Below are 17923 nucleotides of genomic sequence, written 5' to 3' on the forward strand. Positions count from 1 at the left end.
GGCCCGGAACGCGCGGAGTCCGGGGCCAACGACAACCGTAGACAAGGCACATGCACGTGAACATGCGCACCCAGTGGCCGGTTCTGTCCATAGCGACGGGGCTGGCCGCCGGCCTGCTCACCGGATGCGGCACCTCGACCGACGATTCCTCGGGCACCGGCTCCTCCGTGGTGGTGGGGATGTCCGACGACGTCCTGGCCACCGACCCGGCCTCCGGCTACGACCCGGGGTCCTGGCTGCTGTTCAACAACGTCTTCCAGTCCCTGCTGGGCTTCCCCAAGGGCGGCACGGAACCGGAGCCGGAAGCCGCCAGGGAGTGCACGTTCACGGACACGCAGACCAAGGTCTACTCCTGCACCCTCAGGGACGGCCTGAAGTTCAGCAACGGTGACCCGCTCACCTCGAAGGACGTCAAGTTCTCCTTCGACCGCATGCTGAAGATCAACGATTCGGCCGGCCCCGCCATCATGTTCCCCATGCTCGGCTCGGTCGAGACACCGGACACCAAGACCGTCGTCTTCAAACTGAAGTACGCCGACGCTACCTTCCCCAGCAAGATAGCCTCCGGCGCCGGCTCCATCGTCGACCACAACGCCTACCCCGCGGACAAACTGCGCACGGACGGCAAGGCAGTCGGCTCCGGCCCCTACAAGCTCGACTCCTTCGGCAAGGACAAGGCCGTCTTCTCCGTCAACCCGCAGTACCAGGGGACCGCCAAGGTGCACAACTCCGGCATCACCCTGAAGCTCTTCCACGGCGACCAGTCCGCCCTGAAGAACGCCCTCCTGGACCGGAAGATCGACCTCGCCTACCGAGGCCTGGCCGCCGCCGACATCGCGGGCATCGACAAGGACACCTCCACCGGCAAGGGCATCGAGGTCGTCGAGGGCTCCAGCGCCGAAGTCCAGCACCTCGTCTTCAACATGGACGACCCGGTCGCCGGCAAGCTCGGCGTCCGCAAGGCCATCGCCTACCTCCTCGACCGCGACGCCCTCGTCAACAAGGTGTACAACGACACCGCGACGCCCCTGTACTCGATCATCCCGGCCGGCATCACCGGCCACGACACGTCCTTCTTCGACACCTACGGCGCCCGCCCCTCAAGGACCAAAGCGGCCGCCGCGCTGCGCGCCGAGGGCATCACCGGCAAGGTCACGCTCACCCTCTGGTCGACGCCCTCCCGCTACGGGCCCGCCACCGACGAGGAACTGAAGACGATCGCCCGGCAGCTGAACGACAGCGGACTGTTCGACGCGAGCGTCAAGTCCGTGCCCTTCGACCAGTACGAGAAGGACATCGCGGCAGGCAAGTACGGGGTCTACGTCAAGGGCTGGGTGCCCGACTACCCCGACCCCGACAACTTCACCGCGCCCTTCTTCGGCAAGGGCAACGTACTGGACAACCGCTACGTCAACAGCACCATCACGAGCGAACTGATCCCCAAGACGGCCGCCCAGAGCGACCGCTCCGCCACCGACGACGAATACCGCACGCTTCAGCGCATCGTCGCCGAGGACGTCCCGGTCATCCCCGTCTGGCAGGCCAAGCAGTACGCCGTCACACGGGAGGACGTCTACGGACTGGAGTACTGCCTCGACGCCTCCACGGTGTTCCGGTTCTGGGAGATCAGCAAGGGCTGAGCCGGGCCCCCACGCGCGAAGGGCGCCCCCGCGCAAGGGGCGCCCTCAGCGTCACAGCCCCTGCCTACTGGGCGCCGGGACGCACCAGCCCGCTCTCGTACGCGTACACCGCCGCCTGCACCCGGTCCCGCAGCCCCAGCTTCGTCAGGACATGCCCGACGTGCGTCTTGACCGTGGTCTCACTGACGAACAGATCGGCGGCGATCTCCGCGTTGGACAGTCCGCGCGCCACCAGCTTCAGCACCTCCACCTCACGCTCGGTCAGGGTGTGCAGGGTGTCCGGCACCGGCTCGTCCCCGGACGGCAGATGGGTGGCGTACTTGTCGAGCAGCCGCCTTGTGATGCTCGGCGCGAGCATCGCCTCGCCCGCCGCGACGACCCGGATCGCCTGCACCAGCTCGTTAGCGGGCGCGTCCTTCAGCAGGAACCCGCTCGCACCGGCACGCAACGCCTCCACCACGTACTCGTCCAGATCGAAGGTCGTCAGCACCAGCACCTTCGCCGGTCCGTCCCGCCCCGGCCCGGTGATCTGCCGGGTCGCCTCCACGCCGTCCATACGAGGCATGCGGATGTCCATCAGAACCACATCGGGCTGCAGGGCACGCACCTGGTCGAGCGCCTGGAGGCCGTCTCCGGCCTCGCCGACGACCGCGAGATCCTGCTCGGCCTCCAGAATCATCCGAAAGCCCGTACGCAGCAGCGGCTGGTCGTCGACCAGTAGGACGCGGATGGCCACGTAAGTCTCCTTCGCTAGTCCGGCCCCATTCTGCCCTGCGCGCCACCGCCCGATTCGGGCACCCTGACCGACGCGGACACCTCCGGGCCCGCAGCGCCGTCCCCCCGCTGAGCCGGCAGCGACTGCGCCGCCGCCGGGACACCGGCGGCCGGGCGGACCGGCAGCGGATACGGCGGGGGAGTGCCACCGAACTCCGGGCACACCGCCTGGTGGTCGCACCAGCCGCACAACTTGCTGCGGCGCGGCCGCCAGTCCCCCGTCTCCGTCGCCACCCGGATCGCCTCCCACAGCGCGAGCAGCTTGCGCTCCACACGCTCCAGATCGGCGAGGACCGGGTCATACGTCAGCACGTCCCCACTGCCCAGATACACCAGCTGCAGCCGCCGCGGGACGGTCCTCTTCAGCCGCCACACCACCAGGGCGTAGAACTTCATCTGGAACAGCGCGCCCTCGGCGTACTCCGGCCGGGGCGCCTTGCCCGTCTTGTAGTCGACGATCCGCACCTCACCCGTCGGCGCCACGTCGACGCGGTCGATGATCCCGCGCAGCCTCAGCCCCGACTCCAGCTCCGCCTCCACGAACAGCTCACGCTCGGCGGGCTCCAGACGCGTCGGATCCTCCAGCGTGAACCAGCGCTCGATCAGCCGCTCCGCCTCACCCAGCCAGCGCGCCAGCCGCTCACCGTCCGGATCGTCCGCGAACAGCTCCACGACCTCCGGTCTGCTCTCCCGCAGCCGGTCCCACTGGTCGGGCAGCAGCGCCTTGGCGCGCGGCGCGGTCCGCTCGGCGGCAGGCGCGTCGAACAGCCGCTCCAGCACGGCGTGGACCAGCGTGCCCCTGGTGGCCGCCTCACTCGGCTTCTCGGGCAGCTTGTCGATCACCCGGAACCGGTACAGCAGCGGGCACTGCATGAAATCGCCGGCGCGCGACGGCGACAGCGAAACCGGGGGCGCGGCGGCCACGGCGGACGGCACGGCGGCGCCGTCGGTGCTGGATTCCATGACCACAGACCATACGGCCCACCACTGACAGTGACCCAGCCACGGCCCGGCCCAAGCACCCACCGAGCAGCCGGGGAAGACCCGACCACCGGCAGAACAGAGGGGTGCCGGGGCGGAACACGACACGACTGCCGCATACCATCGACACCGGACCCTCCCACCCGGCACGACCGGGGCCGGGGAGACGCATCGATCGAGGGGAAAGCGTGGACGAGAGCGGCGGGAGCGCACAGCCGCGCCCCGGCAACAACGGGGCGCACCACGACACGCCCCGCGAAGAATCACCCAGTCCCGCACAGCCCCCCACCGAGCCCGCGGCACCCCCCGCCGCGCCCCCTGGGCCCGAAGACGAGCACCCGCCGTCCCCCCACGGGCCCACCGCACCCACCGCGGCCACAGGCACGCCCGGCGACGAGCACCCCACCCCCGCCGGACCGCCGAGCCCGCCCCCACCCGGCGGCGAAGCCACGACACCGGCCCCCACCCGGCCGCCCGCCACAGACCACCGCGGCACCCCGCAGCCCCCTGCGAGCGGCGCCCCCGACACCCCGGCGGACGACCTCCCCGCACCCACTCACTCCGACGGCCCAACCACCCCTCAGCCGCACACCGGCCACGGCCAGGCACCCACCAACCACGGCCAGGCGCCCCCCGCGGACACCCATCCCACTTCCCAGAACCCGAACAGCCCCGCCCCCACCCGAACCAGCGCCCACTCCGGCACCCCCGGCCAAGGACGCCCCCCGCGGCGCCCCAAGGACCCCGGCGGCGGCATCCTCATGGGACGGCCCTTCGGCGTCCCCGTCTACGTCGCCCCCAGCTGGTTCCTGGTCGCCGCCCTGATCACCTGGGTCTTCGGCGGACAGCTCGACCGCGTGCTCCCCGAACTCGGCGCCGCACGCTACCTCGTCTCCCTCTTCTTCGCCGTCGCCTTCTACGCCTCCGTCCTCGTCCACGAACTCGCCCACACCGTCGCCGCCCTCCGCTTCAAACTCCCGGTACGCCGCATCCAGCTCCAGTTCTTCGGCGGCGCGTCGGAGATCGAGAAAGAGGCCGAGACCCCCGGCCGCGAATTCGTCCTCGCATTCGTCGGCCCACTGCTCTCCCTCGCCCTCGCCGCGATCTTCTACCTCGCCCTCCAGCCCGTCGAACCCGGCACCGTCCCCGGCGTCCTCCTCGCCGGCCTCATGATCTCCAACCTCATCGTCGCCGCCTTCAACCTGCTCCCCGGCCTCCCCCTCGACGGCGGCCGCATGCTCCGCGCCGTCGTCTGGAAGATCACCGGCCGCCCCATGAGCGGCACCATCGCCGCCGCCTGGGTCGGCCGCGCCCTCGCCATCGCCGTCCTCATCGGACTGCCCCTGCTCACCCAGTCCGGCGCCCTCGGCTCCACCGCCGAGGACAACGTCGGCATGGACACCGTCACCGACGCCCTGCTCGCCGCCATCCTCGCCGCGATCATCTGGACCGGCGCCGGAAACAGCCTGCGCATGGCCCGCCTGCGCGAACACCTCCCCGAACTTCGCGCCCGCACCCTCACCCGCCGCGCCGTCCCCGTCGAGACCCACACCCCCCTCTCCGAGGCCCTGCGCCGCGCCAACGAAGTCGGCGCCCGCGCCCTCGTCGTCGTAGACGCCCACGGCCAGCCCCTCTCCCTCGTCCGCGAGGCCGCCATCGTCGGCGTACCCGAACACCGCCGCCCCTGGGTCCCCGTCAGCGGCCTCGCCCAGGACATCACCGACGGCATGCGCGTCTCCGCCGAACTCGCCGGAGAAGACCTCCTCGACGCCCTGCGCGCCACCCCCGCCACCGAATACCTCGTCGTCGAGGAGACCGGAGAGATCTACGGCGTCCTCTCCGCCGCCGACGTCGAACGCGCCTTCGTCAAAGCCATGGCCCGCCCCACGTCCTAGTGGTCGGCGGCCCCCTCAGGTGCCGGTAGGCTGGTCACATGTCCGAACCGACCGGTGCCGCCCGCCGTCGCGGGCCCTTCAAGGTCGGGGACCAGGTACAGCTGACCGACCCCAAGGGCCGCCACTACACGTTCACACTCGAAGCGGGAAAGAACTTCCACACCCACAAGGGCTCCTTCCCGCACGACGAACTGATCGGCGCACCCGAGGGCAGCGTTGTCCGCACCACCGGGAACGTCGCCTACCTCGCGCTGCGCCCCCTGCTCCCCGACTACGTCCTGTCCATGCCCCGCGGGGCAGCCGTCGTCTACCCCAAGGACGCGGGGCAGATCCTCGCCTTCGCCGACATCTTCCCCGGCGCCCGCGTCGTGGAAGCCGGCGTCGGCTCCGGCTCGCTCAGCACCTTCCTGCTGCGCGCCATCGGCGACCAGGGCATGCTGCACAGCTACGAGCGCCGCGCCGACTTCGCCGAGATCGCCCAGGCCAACGTGGAACGCTACTTCGGCGGCCCCCACCCCGCCTGGCAGCTCACCGTCGGCGACCTCCAGGACAACCTGTCCGACACCGACGTCGACCGCGTCATCCTCGACATGCTCGCCCCCTGGGAATGCCTCGAGGCCGTCTCCAAGGCACTCGTCCCCGGCGGCATCGTCTGCTGCTACGTCGCCACCACCACCCAGCTCGCCCGGACCGTCGAGTCCATCCGCGAAATCGGCTGCTTCAACGAGCCGACCGCCTGGGAAACCATGATCCGCAACTGGCACATCGAGGGCCTCGCCGTCCGCCCCGACCATCGCATGATCGGCCACACCGGCTTCCTCCTCACCGCCCGCCGCCTCGCCGACGGCGTCGAGCCGCCCATGCGCCGCCGCCGCCCCGCCAAGGGCGCCTACGGCGAGGACTACACGGGCCCCAACGCCGACGGAGGCACCGGCCGCTGAGCCCGGCCGCCACGCGGCTCCCAACACACCAGCGCCGTGGTCGAGTTCCCGCACACCTCGCGGAACTCGACCACGGCGCTGACGCGTTCAAGCACACACACCCACACAACCCCACCCGCCGAAGCACACACACGCGCACACGCCCACCCACCAGTGCGCCCATCCCTCTCCACCCCCGGCGCGCACGGAAACTGACGCGCCACCAGCAGTGCCCACCCCGCCATTCCCCCGCACTGTGACGTGTGGCACGATGCGGGGCACCCCCACCGGCACAGCCCTCACAGGAGACACCTCCCCAGTGCAGCACTCCGCCGTCCCGGAACTGGCTCACACCACCACCCGGCCCATTCACTGGGTCGCCACCGCCACCGCAGTCTCCGGCGTGATCGCCCTGTCCTCCGTGCTGCAGCCCGGCGCCGCAACGGCAGCCCAACCCCAGAACGAGACCAAGGCCGCCCCCGTCGCCGCCGCGCCCCCTGACCCCGCCAAGGCCGACTTCCCCCTCGACTGCGGCCCCACCAAGCTCCTCGTCGTGAAGAAGGCCACCGGCGACCTCGACGGCGACGGCCGCCCCGAGACCGTCGTCGTCGTCCACTGCGACGCCGGCATGGGCACCCCACCCGACGGCCTCTACGTCCTCACCCAGGCGGCGGGCACCACCACACCCCGCGTCGTCGCCACCCTCGTCGACCCCAAGGACCGCACCACCGTCACCGACTTCGCCGTCCGCGACGCCGCCGTCACCGCGACCCTCCTCGGCTACTCCTCGCCCGACGTACCGAGTTGCTGCCCCGACGTCAAAGACAACGCCAAGTGGCAGTGGAAGCACGGCGCATTCCTCCGCACCACAGGCGGCGACAGCCGCGAGGCCTGACCCACGGCCCGGACACGGTGACGCACAGCCCCAAGGGTGTGAGAAAAGAGACACGGCTGACCTGAGGTGGCCGTGTGATCACGCAGCGTCCGGGCCGTACACCTCCACCCTGTCCGAAACCCGACGCACATGGATGCACTCGCCCGGGCACTCCCTCGCCGAATCCACCACGTCCCCCACCAGCGGCAACGGCACCCGCGTCGCAGCCCCCCTGACCTGCAGAAGCTCCTCGTCCGGCCCCTTCACATAAGCCAGACCATCGATGTCCAGCTCGAAGACCTCCGGCGCGTACTGGGCACAGATACCGTCACCGGTACACAAGTCCTGGTCGATCCAGACCTCCAGCTCCTCGCCGCCGACACCGGCCTCCTGCTGCACGGTCATCTCCCCTGCCGTCTACTGCACAGAGCGCCGGGAATCCGGCCAGCTCTGACGGGTGTTGAACACCTCGACCCTACCTTCGGCCGCTTCCCAATCATGTTCGGTGGGTATTCCCCTGGCGTGAGGGAGAGCGCAAGGGTGAAGATCGGACACACCCCGACAGTCTTTGTGATCTAGGGGTTTCAATCGACACCCACCCAGGTAGGGTCTGGAAGCGTCCAGCTCCCCTTGGAGGAGGTGAGGACCGTGGCAGCCCACGACGACGACATGAACCGCGGCATCCGCCCGGGACGAGGGTCCGACGACCCTGCCGGGCAGATCGCCTACCTTGAGCAGGAGATCGCCGTCCTGCGACGCAAGCTCGCCGACTCTCCGCGACACACGAGAATTCTCGAAGAGCGGATCGTCGAGCTGCAGACCAACCTGGCCGGCGTGTCCGCGCAGAACGAGCGGCTCGCCAACACGCTCCGTGAGGCCCGCGACCAGATCGTGGCCCTCAAGGAAGAAGTCGACCGGCTCGCGCAGCCACCGGCCGGCTTCGGTGTCTTCCTGCAGGCGAACGAGGACGGCACCGCCGACATCTTCACCGGAGGCCGCAAACTCCGCGTGAACGTCAGCCCCAGCGTGGACCTCGACGAGCTCCGCCGAGGCCAGGAAATAATGCTCAACGAAGCGCTCAACGTGGTCGAAGCCATGGAGTTCGAGCGCGTCGGGGACATCGTCACCCTCAAGGAAATCCTCGAGGACGGCGAGCGCGCCCTGGTGCTCGGGCACACCGACGAGGAACGGGTGGTACGGCTCGCCGAGCCGCTGCTGGACGTCACCATCCGCCCCGGCGACGCCCTCCTGCTCGAACCCCGCTCCGGCTACGTCTACGAGGTCGTCCCCAAGAGCGAGGTCGAAGAACTCGTCCTCGAAGAGGTACCCGACATCGGCTACGAGGCGATCGGCGGACTCGCCGGCCAGATCGAAGCCATCCGCGACGCGGTCGAGCTCCCGTACCTCTACCCCGACCTCTTCAAGGAGCACGAGCTGCGCCCGCCCAAGGGAGTCCTCCTCTACGGACCCCCCGGATGCGGCAAGACCCTCATCGCCAAGGCCGTGGCGAACTCCCTCGCCAAAAAGGTCGCCGAAGTGACCGGCCAGGCCGCCGGCAAGAGCTTCTTCCTCAACATCAAGGGCCCCGAGCTCCTGAACAAGTACGTCGGCGAAACCGAACGACAGATCCGCCTCGTCTTCCAGCGAGCCCGCGAAAAGGCCAGCGAGGGCACCCCCGTCATCGTCTTCTTCGACGAGATGGAATCCCTCTTCCGCACCCGCGGCTCCGGCGTCAGCTCGGACGTGGAGAACACCATCGTCCCCCAGCTCCTCGCCGAGATCGACGGTGTGGAAGGCCTGCAGAACGTCGTGGTCATCGGCGCCTCCAACCGCGAGGACATGATCGACCCCGCCATCCTGCGCCCCGGCCGCCTCGACGTGAAGATCAAGATCGAGCGTCCGGACGCCGAAGCAGCCAAGGACATCTTCGGAAAGTACCTCACCGAAAACCTCCCCCTGCACGCCGACGACGTCAGCGAACACGGAGGCGACAAGGGTGCCACTGTCCAGGCCATGATCCAGACCGCCGTGGAACAGATGTACGCCGAGTCCGACGAGAACCGCTTCCTGGAGGTCACCTACGCCAATGGCGACAAGGAAGTCCTCTACTTCAAGGACTTCAACTCCGGCGCCATGATCGAAAACATTGTCGGCCGCGCCAAGAAGATGGCGATCAAGGACTTCCTCGAACACAACCAGAAAGGCCTCCGCGTCTCCCACCTCCTCCAGGCGTGCGTGGACGAGTTCAAGGAGAACGAGGACCTGCCCAACACCACCAACCCGGACGACTGGGCTCGAATCTCCGGAAAGAAGGGCGAACGGATCGTCTACATCCGCACCCTCATCACCGGAAAGCAAGGCGCAGACACCGGACGCTCCATCGACACGGTGGCAAACACCGGTCAGTACCTGTAAAAGCAAGGGTGGCTGCGGGTGCCCCCACCGGGTACCCGCAGCCCACTGCTTTTCGGGCCACGGCTGGAGCACAGCAATGACGCAAATGATCTCCCCACCAGCGCAAAGGCGTTCTAGGCTCTTTGTTACCGCCGCGTCGCGCCGTGCGGGGACGGGCACCGCACGCGCACCGGAGCACCAGCGGTATCTGAGCGCCGCCCCCGACCGAGGGCGCCGCCGGGCAAGGAGGGCCGCATGACCGTACGGCGAGTAATGGGCATCGAGACGGAGTACGGCATCTCCGTCCCCGGCCACCCCAACGCCAATGCCATGCTCACCTCGTCCCAGATCGTCAACGCGTACGCGGCAGCGATGCACCGGGCCCGCCGGGCCCGCTGGGACTTCGAGGAAGAAAACCCGCTGCGGGACGCGCGAGGCTTCGACCTCGCCCGCGAGGCCGCCGACGCCAGCCAGCTCACCGACGAGGACATCGGCCTCGCCAACGTCATCCTCACCAACGGCGCACGGCTCTACGTCGACCACGCACACCCCGAATACAGCGCCCCCGAGGTGACCAACCCCCGCGACGCCGTCCTCTGGGACAAAGCCGGCGAACGCATCATGGCAGAAGCCGCAGAACGAGCCGCCCAGCTCCCCGGCGCCCAGCCCATCCACCTCTACAAGAACAACACCGACAACAAGGGCGCCAGCTACGGCACGCACGAGAACTACCTGATGAAGCGGGAGACCCCCTTCTCCGACATCGTGCGCCATCTCACCCCCTTCTTCGTCTCCCGCCAGGTCATCGCCGGCGCAGGCCGCGTCGGCATCGGCCAGGACGGCCACGAGCACGGCTTCCAGCTCAGCCAGCGCGCCGACTACTTCGAAGTCGAGGTCGGCCTCGAGACCACACTCAAGCGCCCGATCATCAACACCCGGGACGAACCCCACGCGGACGCGGAGAAATACCGCCGCCTCCACGTGATCATCGGCGACGCGAACCTGTCGGAGATCTCCACCTACCTCAAGCTCGGCACGACGGCCCTGGTCCTGTCCATGATCGAGGACGGCTTCATCGCCGTGGACCTCGCGGTCGACCAGCCCGTACGGACGCTGCACCAGGTCTCCCACGATCCGTCGCTCCAGCGCCTGGTCACCCTGCGCAGCGGCCGCACACTCACCGCGGTCCAGCTCCAGATGGAGTACTACGAGCTCTCCCGCAAGTACGTCGAGGAACGCTACGGCGCCGACGCGGACGACCAGACCAAGGACGTCCTCGCCCGCTGGGAGGACACCCTCAACCGCCTTGAGCACGATCCGATGAGCCTGGCCGGCGAGCTGGACTGGGTCGCCAAACGAGAGCTCATGGAGGGTTACCGGCGCCGTGACGGCCTCGACTGGGACGCCGCCAAGCTCCACCTCCTCGACCTCCAGTACGCCGACGTACGCGCCGAGAAGGGTCTGTACAACCGCCTGGCGGCCCGCGGCCGCATGAAGCGCCTCCTGGACGAGGCTGACGTCGAACGGGCCCGTACGAAGCCACCGGAGGACACCCGCGCCTACTTCCGCGGCCGCTGCCTCGAGCAGTACGCGGACGACGTCGCCGCCGCCTCCTGGGACTCGGTCATCTTCGACCTCCCCGGACGGGACTCCCTCCAACGCGTTCCAACCCTGGAACCGCTACGCGGAACGCGTAATCACGTCAAGGAGCTCCTGGACCGCTGCCGCACGGCCGAGGACCTGGTCAGGGTCCTGTCAGGCGGCTGAGGGGTACTCGGACGAGCCCGGCCGCCCGGGGTGTAAATCCCGGCGGCCGGGAATCATCGAGGTGGTCCCCGCACGTTGGAGTAACTGCGGGGCCGTTGTCGGACCCGGCTAGTAGGGTCTGATCACCACCGATCGGCAGGAAAGCCGACCTGTCGACCATGTCGGGCGAACTGAGCGGGGTGAGGGTTATGGCGACCAAGGACACCGGCGGCGGCCAGCAGAAGGCCACGCGTTCCACCGAGGAGATCGAGGAGCAGGAGCAGGAGGCTCAGGCTTCGGGGGATCTCAAGGAGCGGCACGAGAAGCTGAGCGACGATGTGGACTCCGTCCTGGACGAAATCGATGACGTACTCGAGGAGAACGCCGAGGATTTCGTGCGGTCCTTCGTGCAAAAAGGCGGACAGTGAGGGGCGGTAGGCCGCTTTCTCCTTCGAATTGAAGGTAGGGGTGGGGTGGTCGGAGAGCTCTCCACGAAGCGATGCACGGGCTGCAAGTGGGATCTGGCCCTCACTGCCTTCGCGCGAGACAGGAATCGGAGCGACGGTCTTCAGGTGCGGTGCCGGGAGTGCGTGGCGGAGTACAGCGCCGCTCACTACCGGCGCCGCCGGGAGGCAATGGGCAAGTCGGTGCGCGAGAAGGTGGACGTTCCGCCAGGGCGCAAGCTTTGCCGCACGTGTGGTGAGGTCAAGCCCCACAGTGAGTGGCATCGCAACGCGACCGCATCCGACGGGCTGTCCACGCGCTGCAAAGCGTGCCGGGCAGCCCGTGGGCGGCAAGACCATCTGAAGCGCCAGTACGGCATCACCGAAGCCGAACGTGACGAGTTGATCGCCTCGCAAGCAGGCGTCTGTTGCATATGTCTATCGGCCCCGGCAGCGCATGTGGATCACTGCCACCAGACGGGTAGGGTCCGTGGCGTACTGTGCTTCAGCTGCAATGCCGCACTGGGGCAGTTCAAGGATCAGCCCGACGTCATAAGGCGGGCTGCGACATACGTGGAAGGAAACGCGTGGAAGCCAATCCTCGTAGCACCGGGCGTCTACCAGCTGCCTTCCTGACGCCTGGCTCGTCGTCCTTCATGGACTTCCTGTCGGAGCACCAGCCCGAGCTGCTGCCCGGCAAGCGGCAGCTGCCGCCCACCCAGGGCGTGATCGAGGCTCCGCACGGCACGACCATCGTGGCCACGGCGTTCCCGGGGGGCGTCGTGCTCGCGGGTGACCGCCGGGCGACCATGGGCAATGTGATCGCGCAGCGGGACATCGAGAAGGTGTTCCCGGCGGACGAGTACTCGGCCGTGGGCATCGCCGGCACGGCGGGTCTCGCCGTCGAGATGGTGAAGCTGTTCCAGCTGGAGCTGGAGCACTTCGAGAAGGTCGAGGGTGCGCAGCTGTCCCTTGAGGGCAAGGCGAACCGTCTGTCGACCATGATCCGCTCCAATCTGGGCATGGCCCTGCAGGGCCTTGCGGTGGTCCCCCTTTTCGCCGGCTATGACGTGGACCGCGGCAAGGGCCGCATCTTCTCCTACGACGTGACGGGTGGCCGTTCCGAGGAGCACGGCTTCGCGGCCACGGGTTCCGGCTCGATCTTCGCGCGCGGTGCCATGAAGAAGCTCTACCGTGAGGATCTGAGCGAGGAGGAGGCCACGACCCTGGTGGTCCAGGCCCTCTACGACGCGGCGGACGACGACTCGGCGACCGGTGGCCCCGATGTCGCTCGCCGGATTTATCCGATCGTCACCGTGATCACCGAGGACGGCTTCCGCCGACTGACCGAGGACGAGTCGTCCGAGATCGCCCGTTCCGTCCTGGATCGGCGTCTGCAGCAGCCCGACGGTCCGCGGGCCGCGCTGCTCTGACGGCGGGGCCGGTTGTTATCAGGGTGATCGTGTGACTTCGACAGAAAGGGACGGATAACCGGTGTCGACGCCGTTCTATGTCTCCCCCCAGCAGGCCATGGCCGACCGGGCGGAGTACGCCCGCAAGGGCATCGCGCGCGGCCGCAGTCTGGTCGTGATGCAGTACGCCGACGGCATCGTGTTCGTCGGTGAGAACCCGTCCCGTGCGCTGCACAAGTTCAGTGAGATCTACGACCGGATCGGTTTCGCGGCGGCCGGCAAGTACAACGAGTACGAGAACCTGCGGATCGGTGGTGTGCGCTACGCCGACCTCCGTGGCTACACGTACGACCGTGATGACGTGACCGCCCGTGGTCTGGCGAACGTGTACGCGCAGACGCTGGGCACGATCTTCTCGAGTGCGGCGGAGAAGCCGTACGAGGTGGAGCTGGTGGTCGCCGAGGTGGGGGAGACCCCGGAGGGTGATCAGATCTACCGTCTGCCGCATGACGGGTCGATCGTGGATGAGCACGGTTCGGTGGCGGTCGGTGGCAACGCCGAGCAGATCAGCAGTTTTCTCGATCAGCGTCATCGTGACGGGATGACGCTGGCGGAGGCGTTGAAGCTGGCTGTGCAGGCGCTGTCGCGGGATACGAACGGCAGTGAGCGGGAGATTCCGGCGGAGCGTCTGGAGGTGGCCGTGCTGGATCGTATGCGGCCGCAGAAGCGCAAGTTCAGGCGGATCACCGGCCGTCAGTTGTCGCGCCTGTTGCAGGCGGACGGTGCGTCGACGGCGGCGGAGGCGGAGGCAGAGGCCGACGCGGACGCCGAGTCGGAGGAGTAGGCCGCCTCACTCGTATGGCCGTATGACGCCGCGCGCCCCGCCCGTTCAGGGTCGGGGCGCGCGGCGTTGTGCTGCCGCGGGGTCAGTGGGGCGGTGGTGCGGTGGAGCCCCGTACGACCAGTTCCACGGGGATGTCGCCCTGTTGGGGTGTGCGGTCTTCCAGGACGGCCAGGAGGGCCTGCATGCCGCGTTCTCCGAACAGTTCGGCGTCCAGTCGTACGGTCGTCAGTTCGGGGTCGATGGCGGTGGCGAGGGCGAGGTCGTCGACGCCGGTGACGGAGAGGTCGTCGGGGATGCGCAGACCGAGGCGGCGGGCGGCTTTGTAGGCGCCGGCGGCGAGTTTGTCGTCGTCGCAGACGAGGGCGGTGGGGCGGGGGCCGGGGGCAGCGAGGGCCGTTTCGGCGGCGGTGAGGGCGCCTTCGATGGAGATGGGGGCGTGGGTGGTGCGGAGGGTGGTGCCGGGTGTGGTGCCGACGCGTGCTGCGAGCTCCTGTGCGCGTATGTGAAAGGTCCAGGAGGGGACGTCGGCGGCGAGGTGGAGGAAATGCCGGTGGCCGAGGCCGAGGAGGTGTTCGGCTACTTGGTGTACGCCGTCGGTGATGTCGAGGTTGACGGTTGCGGCGCCGGGGCTGCCTTCGGGGTCGCTGTCGAGCATGACGAGGGGGAGTTGGTCGCCGTGGATGGCGGTGAGGGCGTCGGCGGCCATGGAGGAGGCGATGACGCCGTCGAGGGCGGCTTGTGCGGAGTGGAAGGGGTCTTTGGCGGGGCCGACGCCTTCGGGTGAGGGGTAGAGGACGACGCCGAAGCCGTGGTCGGCGGCGATGCGGGCGGCGCCGGTGTAGACGCCGGCGAAGAATTCGGTGGTGAGGGCGGGTACCACCAGCAGGACGGTGCGGGTGCGGCCGAGGCGGAGGTTGCGTGCTGCGAGGTTGGGCCGGTAGCCGAGTTCCCGGGCCGCTTGGCGGACTCGCTCGGCGACGGGTTGGGAGACGCGTCCGCGCCATTTGTCGCCGAGGACGAGGGAGACGGCTGCCTGGGAGACACCGGCGGCCTGGGCGACATCGCGGCTGGTGGGTCGCGTGCTACCTGGTGGCACGGTGGGCGTGCTCCTTCGTGCGGGCTGGTGGGGCGTCGTGTGGACTGCCGGTCAGCGCTCATGGTACGTATGGCAGGCGAGGTTATACGTAAAACTTCACCCGTCGCGGGTACGGAGAAGCGGGGTGGGGCCGGGAGAAGGGATGCGCATGGCCGCGGGGTACATGGAGATCCTCAGGGCGAGGCATGCGGCCCGCCTGCTGGTGGGGACGCTGGTGGGCCGGTTGCCGAACGCGGTGGCCGCGATCGCGGTGGTGCTGTTCGTGCGGGCCGAGGGCGGCACGTACAGCCTCGCGGGGGCGCTCGCCGCGGTGTACGGCGTGGCCAACGCGGTGGGGCAGCCGGTGCTGGGGCGGCTGGTCGATCTGCACGGGCAGCCGAGGGTGCAGCTTCCGGCGGCGGTGGTGTCCGCCGCCGCCATGACGGTGTTCGCGCGGACGGGGCTGGATCCGATCGCCGTGGCGTATGCCGCGATGGTGGTCGCGGGGCTGTTCACGCCGCCGCTGGAGGGCGGTCTGCGGGCGCTGTGGCCGGTGGTGCTGCGCCGGGAGGAGCAGGTGCACACGGCGTACGCGATGGACGCGGTGGCGCAGGAGGTGATGTTCACCGTCGGCCCGCTGCTGTTGACTCTGTGCGCGGCCCTGTGGTCCGCGTGGGTCGCACTCGTGGTGCTGAACGTCGTAGGCGTGCTGGGCGCGCTCTCCGTGGTGCTCTCGCCGCCGTCGCGTGCGTGGCGGTCGGCGCCGCGTGAGGCGCACTGGCTGGGGGCGTTGCGCTCGCCCGGGTTGCTGGTGTTGCTCGGTGCGTTTCTGTTCGTGGGGATGGCGCTGGGTTCGATCACGGTGGCGGCCGTGTCGTACGCCGATGGTCACGGGGGCGACGGGGTGTACGGCTGGCTGATGGCGGCGATCGGGTTGGGTGCTCTGGTCGGGGGTTCGGTGTACGGGGCGCGGCGGTGGCCCGGTGCGCCGGAGCGGCGGCTGCGTGTGCTGGTGGGGCTTTTGGCGCTGTGTTATCTGCCGCTGACGCTGATGCCGGGTGTGGTGGCGATGGTGGTGCTGACCGCGGTGGCGGGGGTGTTCCTGGCGCCGTGTATCGCGTGTGCGTTCGTGCTGGTGGACCGGCATGCGCCGAGCGGTACGGTGACGGAGGCGTTCTCGTGGCTGGTGACGACGTTCACGGTGGGTGCGTCGGTCGGGACGGGCGTCGCGGGGCCGGTGGTGCAGGCGGGTGGCACCCTGTGGGGTTTCGCGGTGCCGGGGGCCGCGGGGGCCGTGTCGTTGCTGGTCCTGGTGGTCGCGGGGCGGGTCCTCGCAGCTCCCGCCGGGGGCGGGGTGGTTGCGGGTTCACCGGAAAATGATCCAAACCGTGCTGTCGAACCCCGTTTCAGCTCGGGGGATCGGGCGTAATGTTCAGTCATGGACCGCCGCATTTTCGGGCTGGAGAACGAGTACGGCGTCACGTGCACGTTCAGGGGACAGCGCCGTCTGTCGCCTGACGAGGTGGCGCGGTACCTCTTCCGCCGTGTCGTGTCATGGGGCCGCAGCAGCAATGTGTTTCTGCGCAACGGGGCCCGTCTCTATCTCGACGTGGGCTCGCATCCGGAATACGCGACACCCGAATGTGACAACGTGACCGAACTGGTCACCCACGACAAGGCCGGCGAGCGCATTCTGGAGGGGCTGCTGGTCGACGCCGAACGCCGCCTGCACGAGGAGGGAATCGCGGGCGACGTCTACCTCTTCAAGAACAACACGGACTCGGCGGGCAACTCCTACGGTTGTCACGAGAACTACCTGGTGGCGCGGCACGGAGAGTTCTCGCGGCTCGCGGACATCCTGATTCCGTTCCTGGTCACCAGGCAGTTGCTGTGCGGTGCCGGCAAGGTGCTGCAGACCCCGCGCGGGGCGGTGTACTGCGTGAGTCAGCGGGCGGAGCACATCTGGGAGGGTGTCAGCTCGGCGACGACCCGTTCCCGGCCGATCATCAACACGCGGGACGAGCCGCACGCGGACGCGGAGCGTTACCGCCGTCTGCACGTCATCGTCGGCGATTCGAACATGTCCGAGACGACGATGCTGCTGAAGGTCGGCGCGACCGATCTGGTGCTGCGCATGATCGAGGCGGGGACGGTGATGCGTGACCTGACCCTGGAGAACCCGATCCGGGCGATCCGCGAGGTCAGCCATGACATCACGGGCCGCCGCAAGGTGCGCCTGGCCAGCGGCCGGGAGGCCTCCGCGCTGGAGGTGCAGCGGGAGTACTACGAGAAGGCCGTGGACTTCTGCGAGCGTCGCGGTATCCGCACGGGCACGGTCGAGCAGGTGCTGGAGCTGTGGGGCCGTACGCTGGACGCGATCGAGTCGGAGGATCTCGACCGGATCGGTACCGAGATCGACTGGGTGATGAAGTACAAGCTCATCGAGCGGTACCGGGCCAAGCACAACATGACGATGTCGCATCCGCGGGTGGCGCAGATAGACCTCGCCTACCACGACATCCACCGTCGTCGTGGCCTGTACTACCTGCTGGAGAAGAAGGGCCAAGCAGCCCGGATCTGCAACGACTTGAAGATCTTCGAGGGCAAGTCGGTTCCGCCGCAGACCACTCGCGCGCGGTTGCGCGGTGACTTCATCCGGCGGGCCCAGGAACAGCGCCGTGATTTCACGGTCGACTGGGTGCATCTGAAGCTCAACGACCAGGCGCAGCGGACGGTGTTGTGCAAGGACCCGTTCCGTTCGGTGGACGACCGGGTGGAGAAGCTGATCGCCGGAATGTGAGACCGGAATCCGGGACTGCGCGTTTCGCGTGTGTCACCGCAACGCCACACGGGCGCCGTATGTTTGCCGTACGGCGCCCTTCTCACGCCGTAGAGTTGCGCGCACGCCATCCATCAAGATCGACC

General features: G+C 68.7%; 16 protein-coding genes. 12 read left to right on the plus strand and 4 right to left on the minus strand.

Annotated features, from left to right (window positions below; all coding sequences use genetic code 11):
- Window positions 1–56: 56 nt before the first annotated feature.
- The gene (locus tag ACZ7L1_RS14510) at window positions 57–1640 is read left to right on the plus strand and encodes an ABC transporter substrate-binding protein (protein WP_471437407.1); all 1584 of its coding nucleotides are present in this window, start codon (window positions 57–59) and stop codon (window positions 1638–1640) included.
- A 64-nt stretch (window positions 1641–1704) separates the two neighbouring features.
- On the opposite strand, the gene ACZ7L1_RS14515 is transcribed toward ACZ7L1_RS14510, so the two are convergent.
- Both ACZ7L1_RS14515 and ACZ7L1_RS14520 read right to left on the minus strand, forming a co-directional pair.
- Window positions 1705–2376, minus strand: a complete 672-nt coding sequence (locus ACZ7L1_RS14515) for a response regulator (RefSeq protein WP_058926326.1) — start codon at window positions 2374–2376, stop codon at window positions 1705–1707.
- Window positions 2377–2390: 14 nt separating this feature from the next.
- Window positions 2391–3377 (minus strand): RecB family exonuclease, encoded by a 987-nt coding sequence (locus ACZ7L1_RS14520; RefSeq protein ID WP_471437194.1) that lies wholly within the window; start codon window positions 3375–3377, stop codon window positions 2391–2393.
- A 206-nt stretch (window positions 3378–3583) separates the two neighbouring features.
- Here ACZ7L1_RS14520 and ACZ7L1_RS14525 point away from each other — a divergent pair, with 206 nt between their 5' ends.
- The 3 genes from ACZ7L1_RS14525 (at window position 3584) to ACZ7L1_RS14535 (ending at window position 7105) form a co-directional block, all read left to right on the plus strand.
- Window positions 3584–5290 carry a site-2 protease family protein gene (locus ACZ7L1_RS14525; RefSeq protein ID WP_471437196.1) on the plus strand — a complete coding sequence of 569 codons (1707 nt, stop codon included), beginning with the start codon at window positions 3584–3586 and terminating at the stop codon, window positions 5288–5290.
- Between the two features lie 38 nt (window positions 5291–5328).
- A complete protein-coding gene (locus ACZ7L1_RS14530) occupies window positions 5329–6231 on the plus strand; it encodes a tRNA (adenine-N1)-methyltransferase (protein WP_103839091.1) in 903 nt (300 codons plus the stop codon).
- A 298-nt stretch (window positions 6232–6529) separates the two neighbouring features.
- Window positions 6530–7105 carry a hypothetical protein gene (locus ACZ7L1_RS14535; protein WP_471437197.1) on the plus strand — a complete coding sequence of 192 codons (576 nt, stop codon included), beginning with the start codon at window positions 6530–6532 and terminating at the stop codon, window positions 7103–7105.
- 78 nt (window positions 7106–7183) lie between these two features.
- Here the strand turns inward: ACZ7L1_RS14535 and ACZ7L1_RS14540 are convergent, their stop codons facing one another.
- Entirely contained in the window at window positions 7184–7489 is a 306-nt protein-coding gene (locus tag ACZ7L1_RS14540; protein WP_103839089.1) for a ferredoxin, read from the minus strand.
- A 243-nt stretch (window positions 7490–7732) separates the two neighbouring features.
- On the opposite strand from ACZ7L1_RS14540, the gene arc reads away from it, so the two are divergent.
- The 6 genes from arc to prcA all read left to right on the plus strand — a co-directional run bounded on the left by arc (window position 7733) and on the right by prcA (window position 13923).
- On the plus strand, window positions 7733–9499 hold the full coding sequence (arc, locus tag ACZ7L1_RS14545; protein WP_471437199.1) for a proteasome ATPase: 1767 nt from the start codon (window positions 7733–7735) through the stop codon (window positions 9497–9499).
- Window positions 9500–9733: 234 nt separating this feature from the next.
- Entirely contained in the window at window positions 9734–11245 is a 1512-nt protein-coding gene (dop, locus tag ACZ7L1_RS14550) for a depupylase/deamidase Dop (RefSeq protein ID WP_471437202.1), read from the plus strand.
- Window positions 11246–11433: 188 nt separating this feature from the next.
- Window positions 11434–11652: a ubiquitin-like protein Pup gene (locus ACZ7L1_RS14555; protein ID WP_263229040.1), complete on the plus strand. Its 219-nt coding sequence runs from the start codon at window positions 11434–11436 to the stop codon at window positions 11650–11652.
- Between the two features lie 45 nt (window positions 11653–11697).
- The gene (locus ACZ7L1_RS14560) at window positions 11698–12303 is read left to right on the plus strand and encodes an endonuclease VII domain-containing protein (protein WP_471437204.1); all 606 of its coding nucleotides are present in this window, start codon (window positions 11698–11700) and stop codon (window positions 12301–12303) included.
- Window positions 12255–13100 carry a proteasome subunit beta gene (gene prcB, locus ACZ7L1_RS14565; RefSeq protein WP_471437206.1) on the plus strand — a complete coding sequence of 282 codons (846 nt, stop codon included), beginning with the start codon at window positions 12255–12257 and terminating at the stop codon, window positions 13098–13100. The genes ACZ7L1_RS14560 and prcB overlap by 49 nt, the downstream gene beginning before the upstream one ends.
- A 61-nt stretch (window positions 13101–13161) precedes the next feature.
- Complete coding sequence (prcA, locus tag ACZ7L1_RS14570) at window positions 13162–13923, plus strand: proteasome subunit alpha (protein WP_471437208.1); 762 nt, start codon at window positions 13162–13164, stop codon at window positions 13921–13923.
- An 82-nt stretch (window positions 13924–14005) separates the two neighbouring features.
- On the opposite strand, the gene ACZ7L1_RS14575 is transcribed toward prcA, so the two are convergent.
- Entirely contained in the window at window positions 14006–15019 is a 1014-nt protein-coding gene (locus ACZ7L1_RS14575; RefSeq protein ID WP_471437210.1) for a LacI family DNA-binding transcriptional regulator, read from the minus strand.
- Window positions 15020–15167: 148 nt separating this feature from the next.
- Between ACZ7L1_RS14575 and ACZ7L1_RS14580 the strand changes: the two genes are divergently transcribed.
- The gene (locus ACZ7L1_RS14580; RefSeq protein ID WP_471437212.1) at window positions 15168–16427 is read left to right on the plus strand and encodes an MFS transporter; all 1260 of its coding nucleotides are present in this window, start codon (window positions 15168–15170) and stop codon (window positions 16425–16427) included.
- A gap of 9 nt (window positions 16428–16436) precedes the next feature.
- Complete coding sequence (gene pafA / locus ACZ7L1_RS14585) at window positions 16437–17798, plus strand: Pup--protein ligase (RefSeq protein WP_093722625.1); 1362 nt, start codon at window positions 16437–16439, stop codon at window positions 17796–17798.
- Window positions 17799–17923 lie beyond the last annotated feature (125 nt).

It is taken from the genome of Streptomyces sp. NPDC107546 (assembly GCF_055639175.1).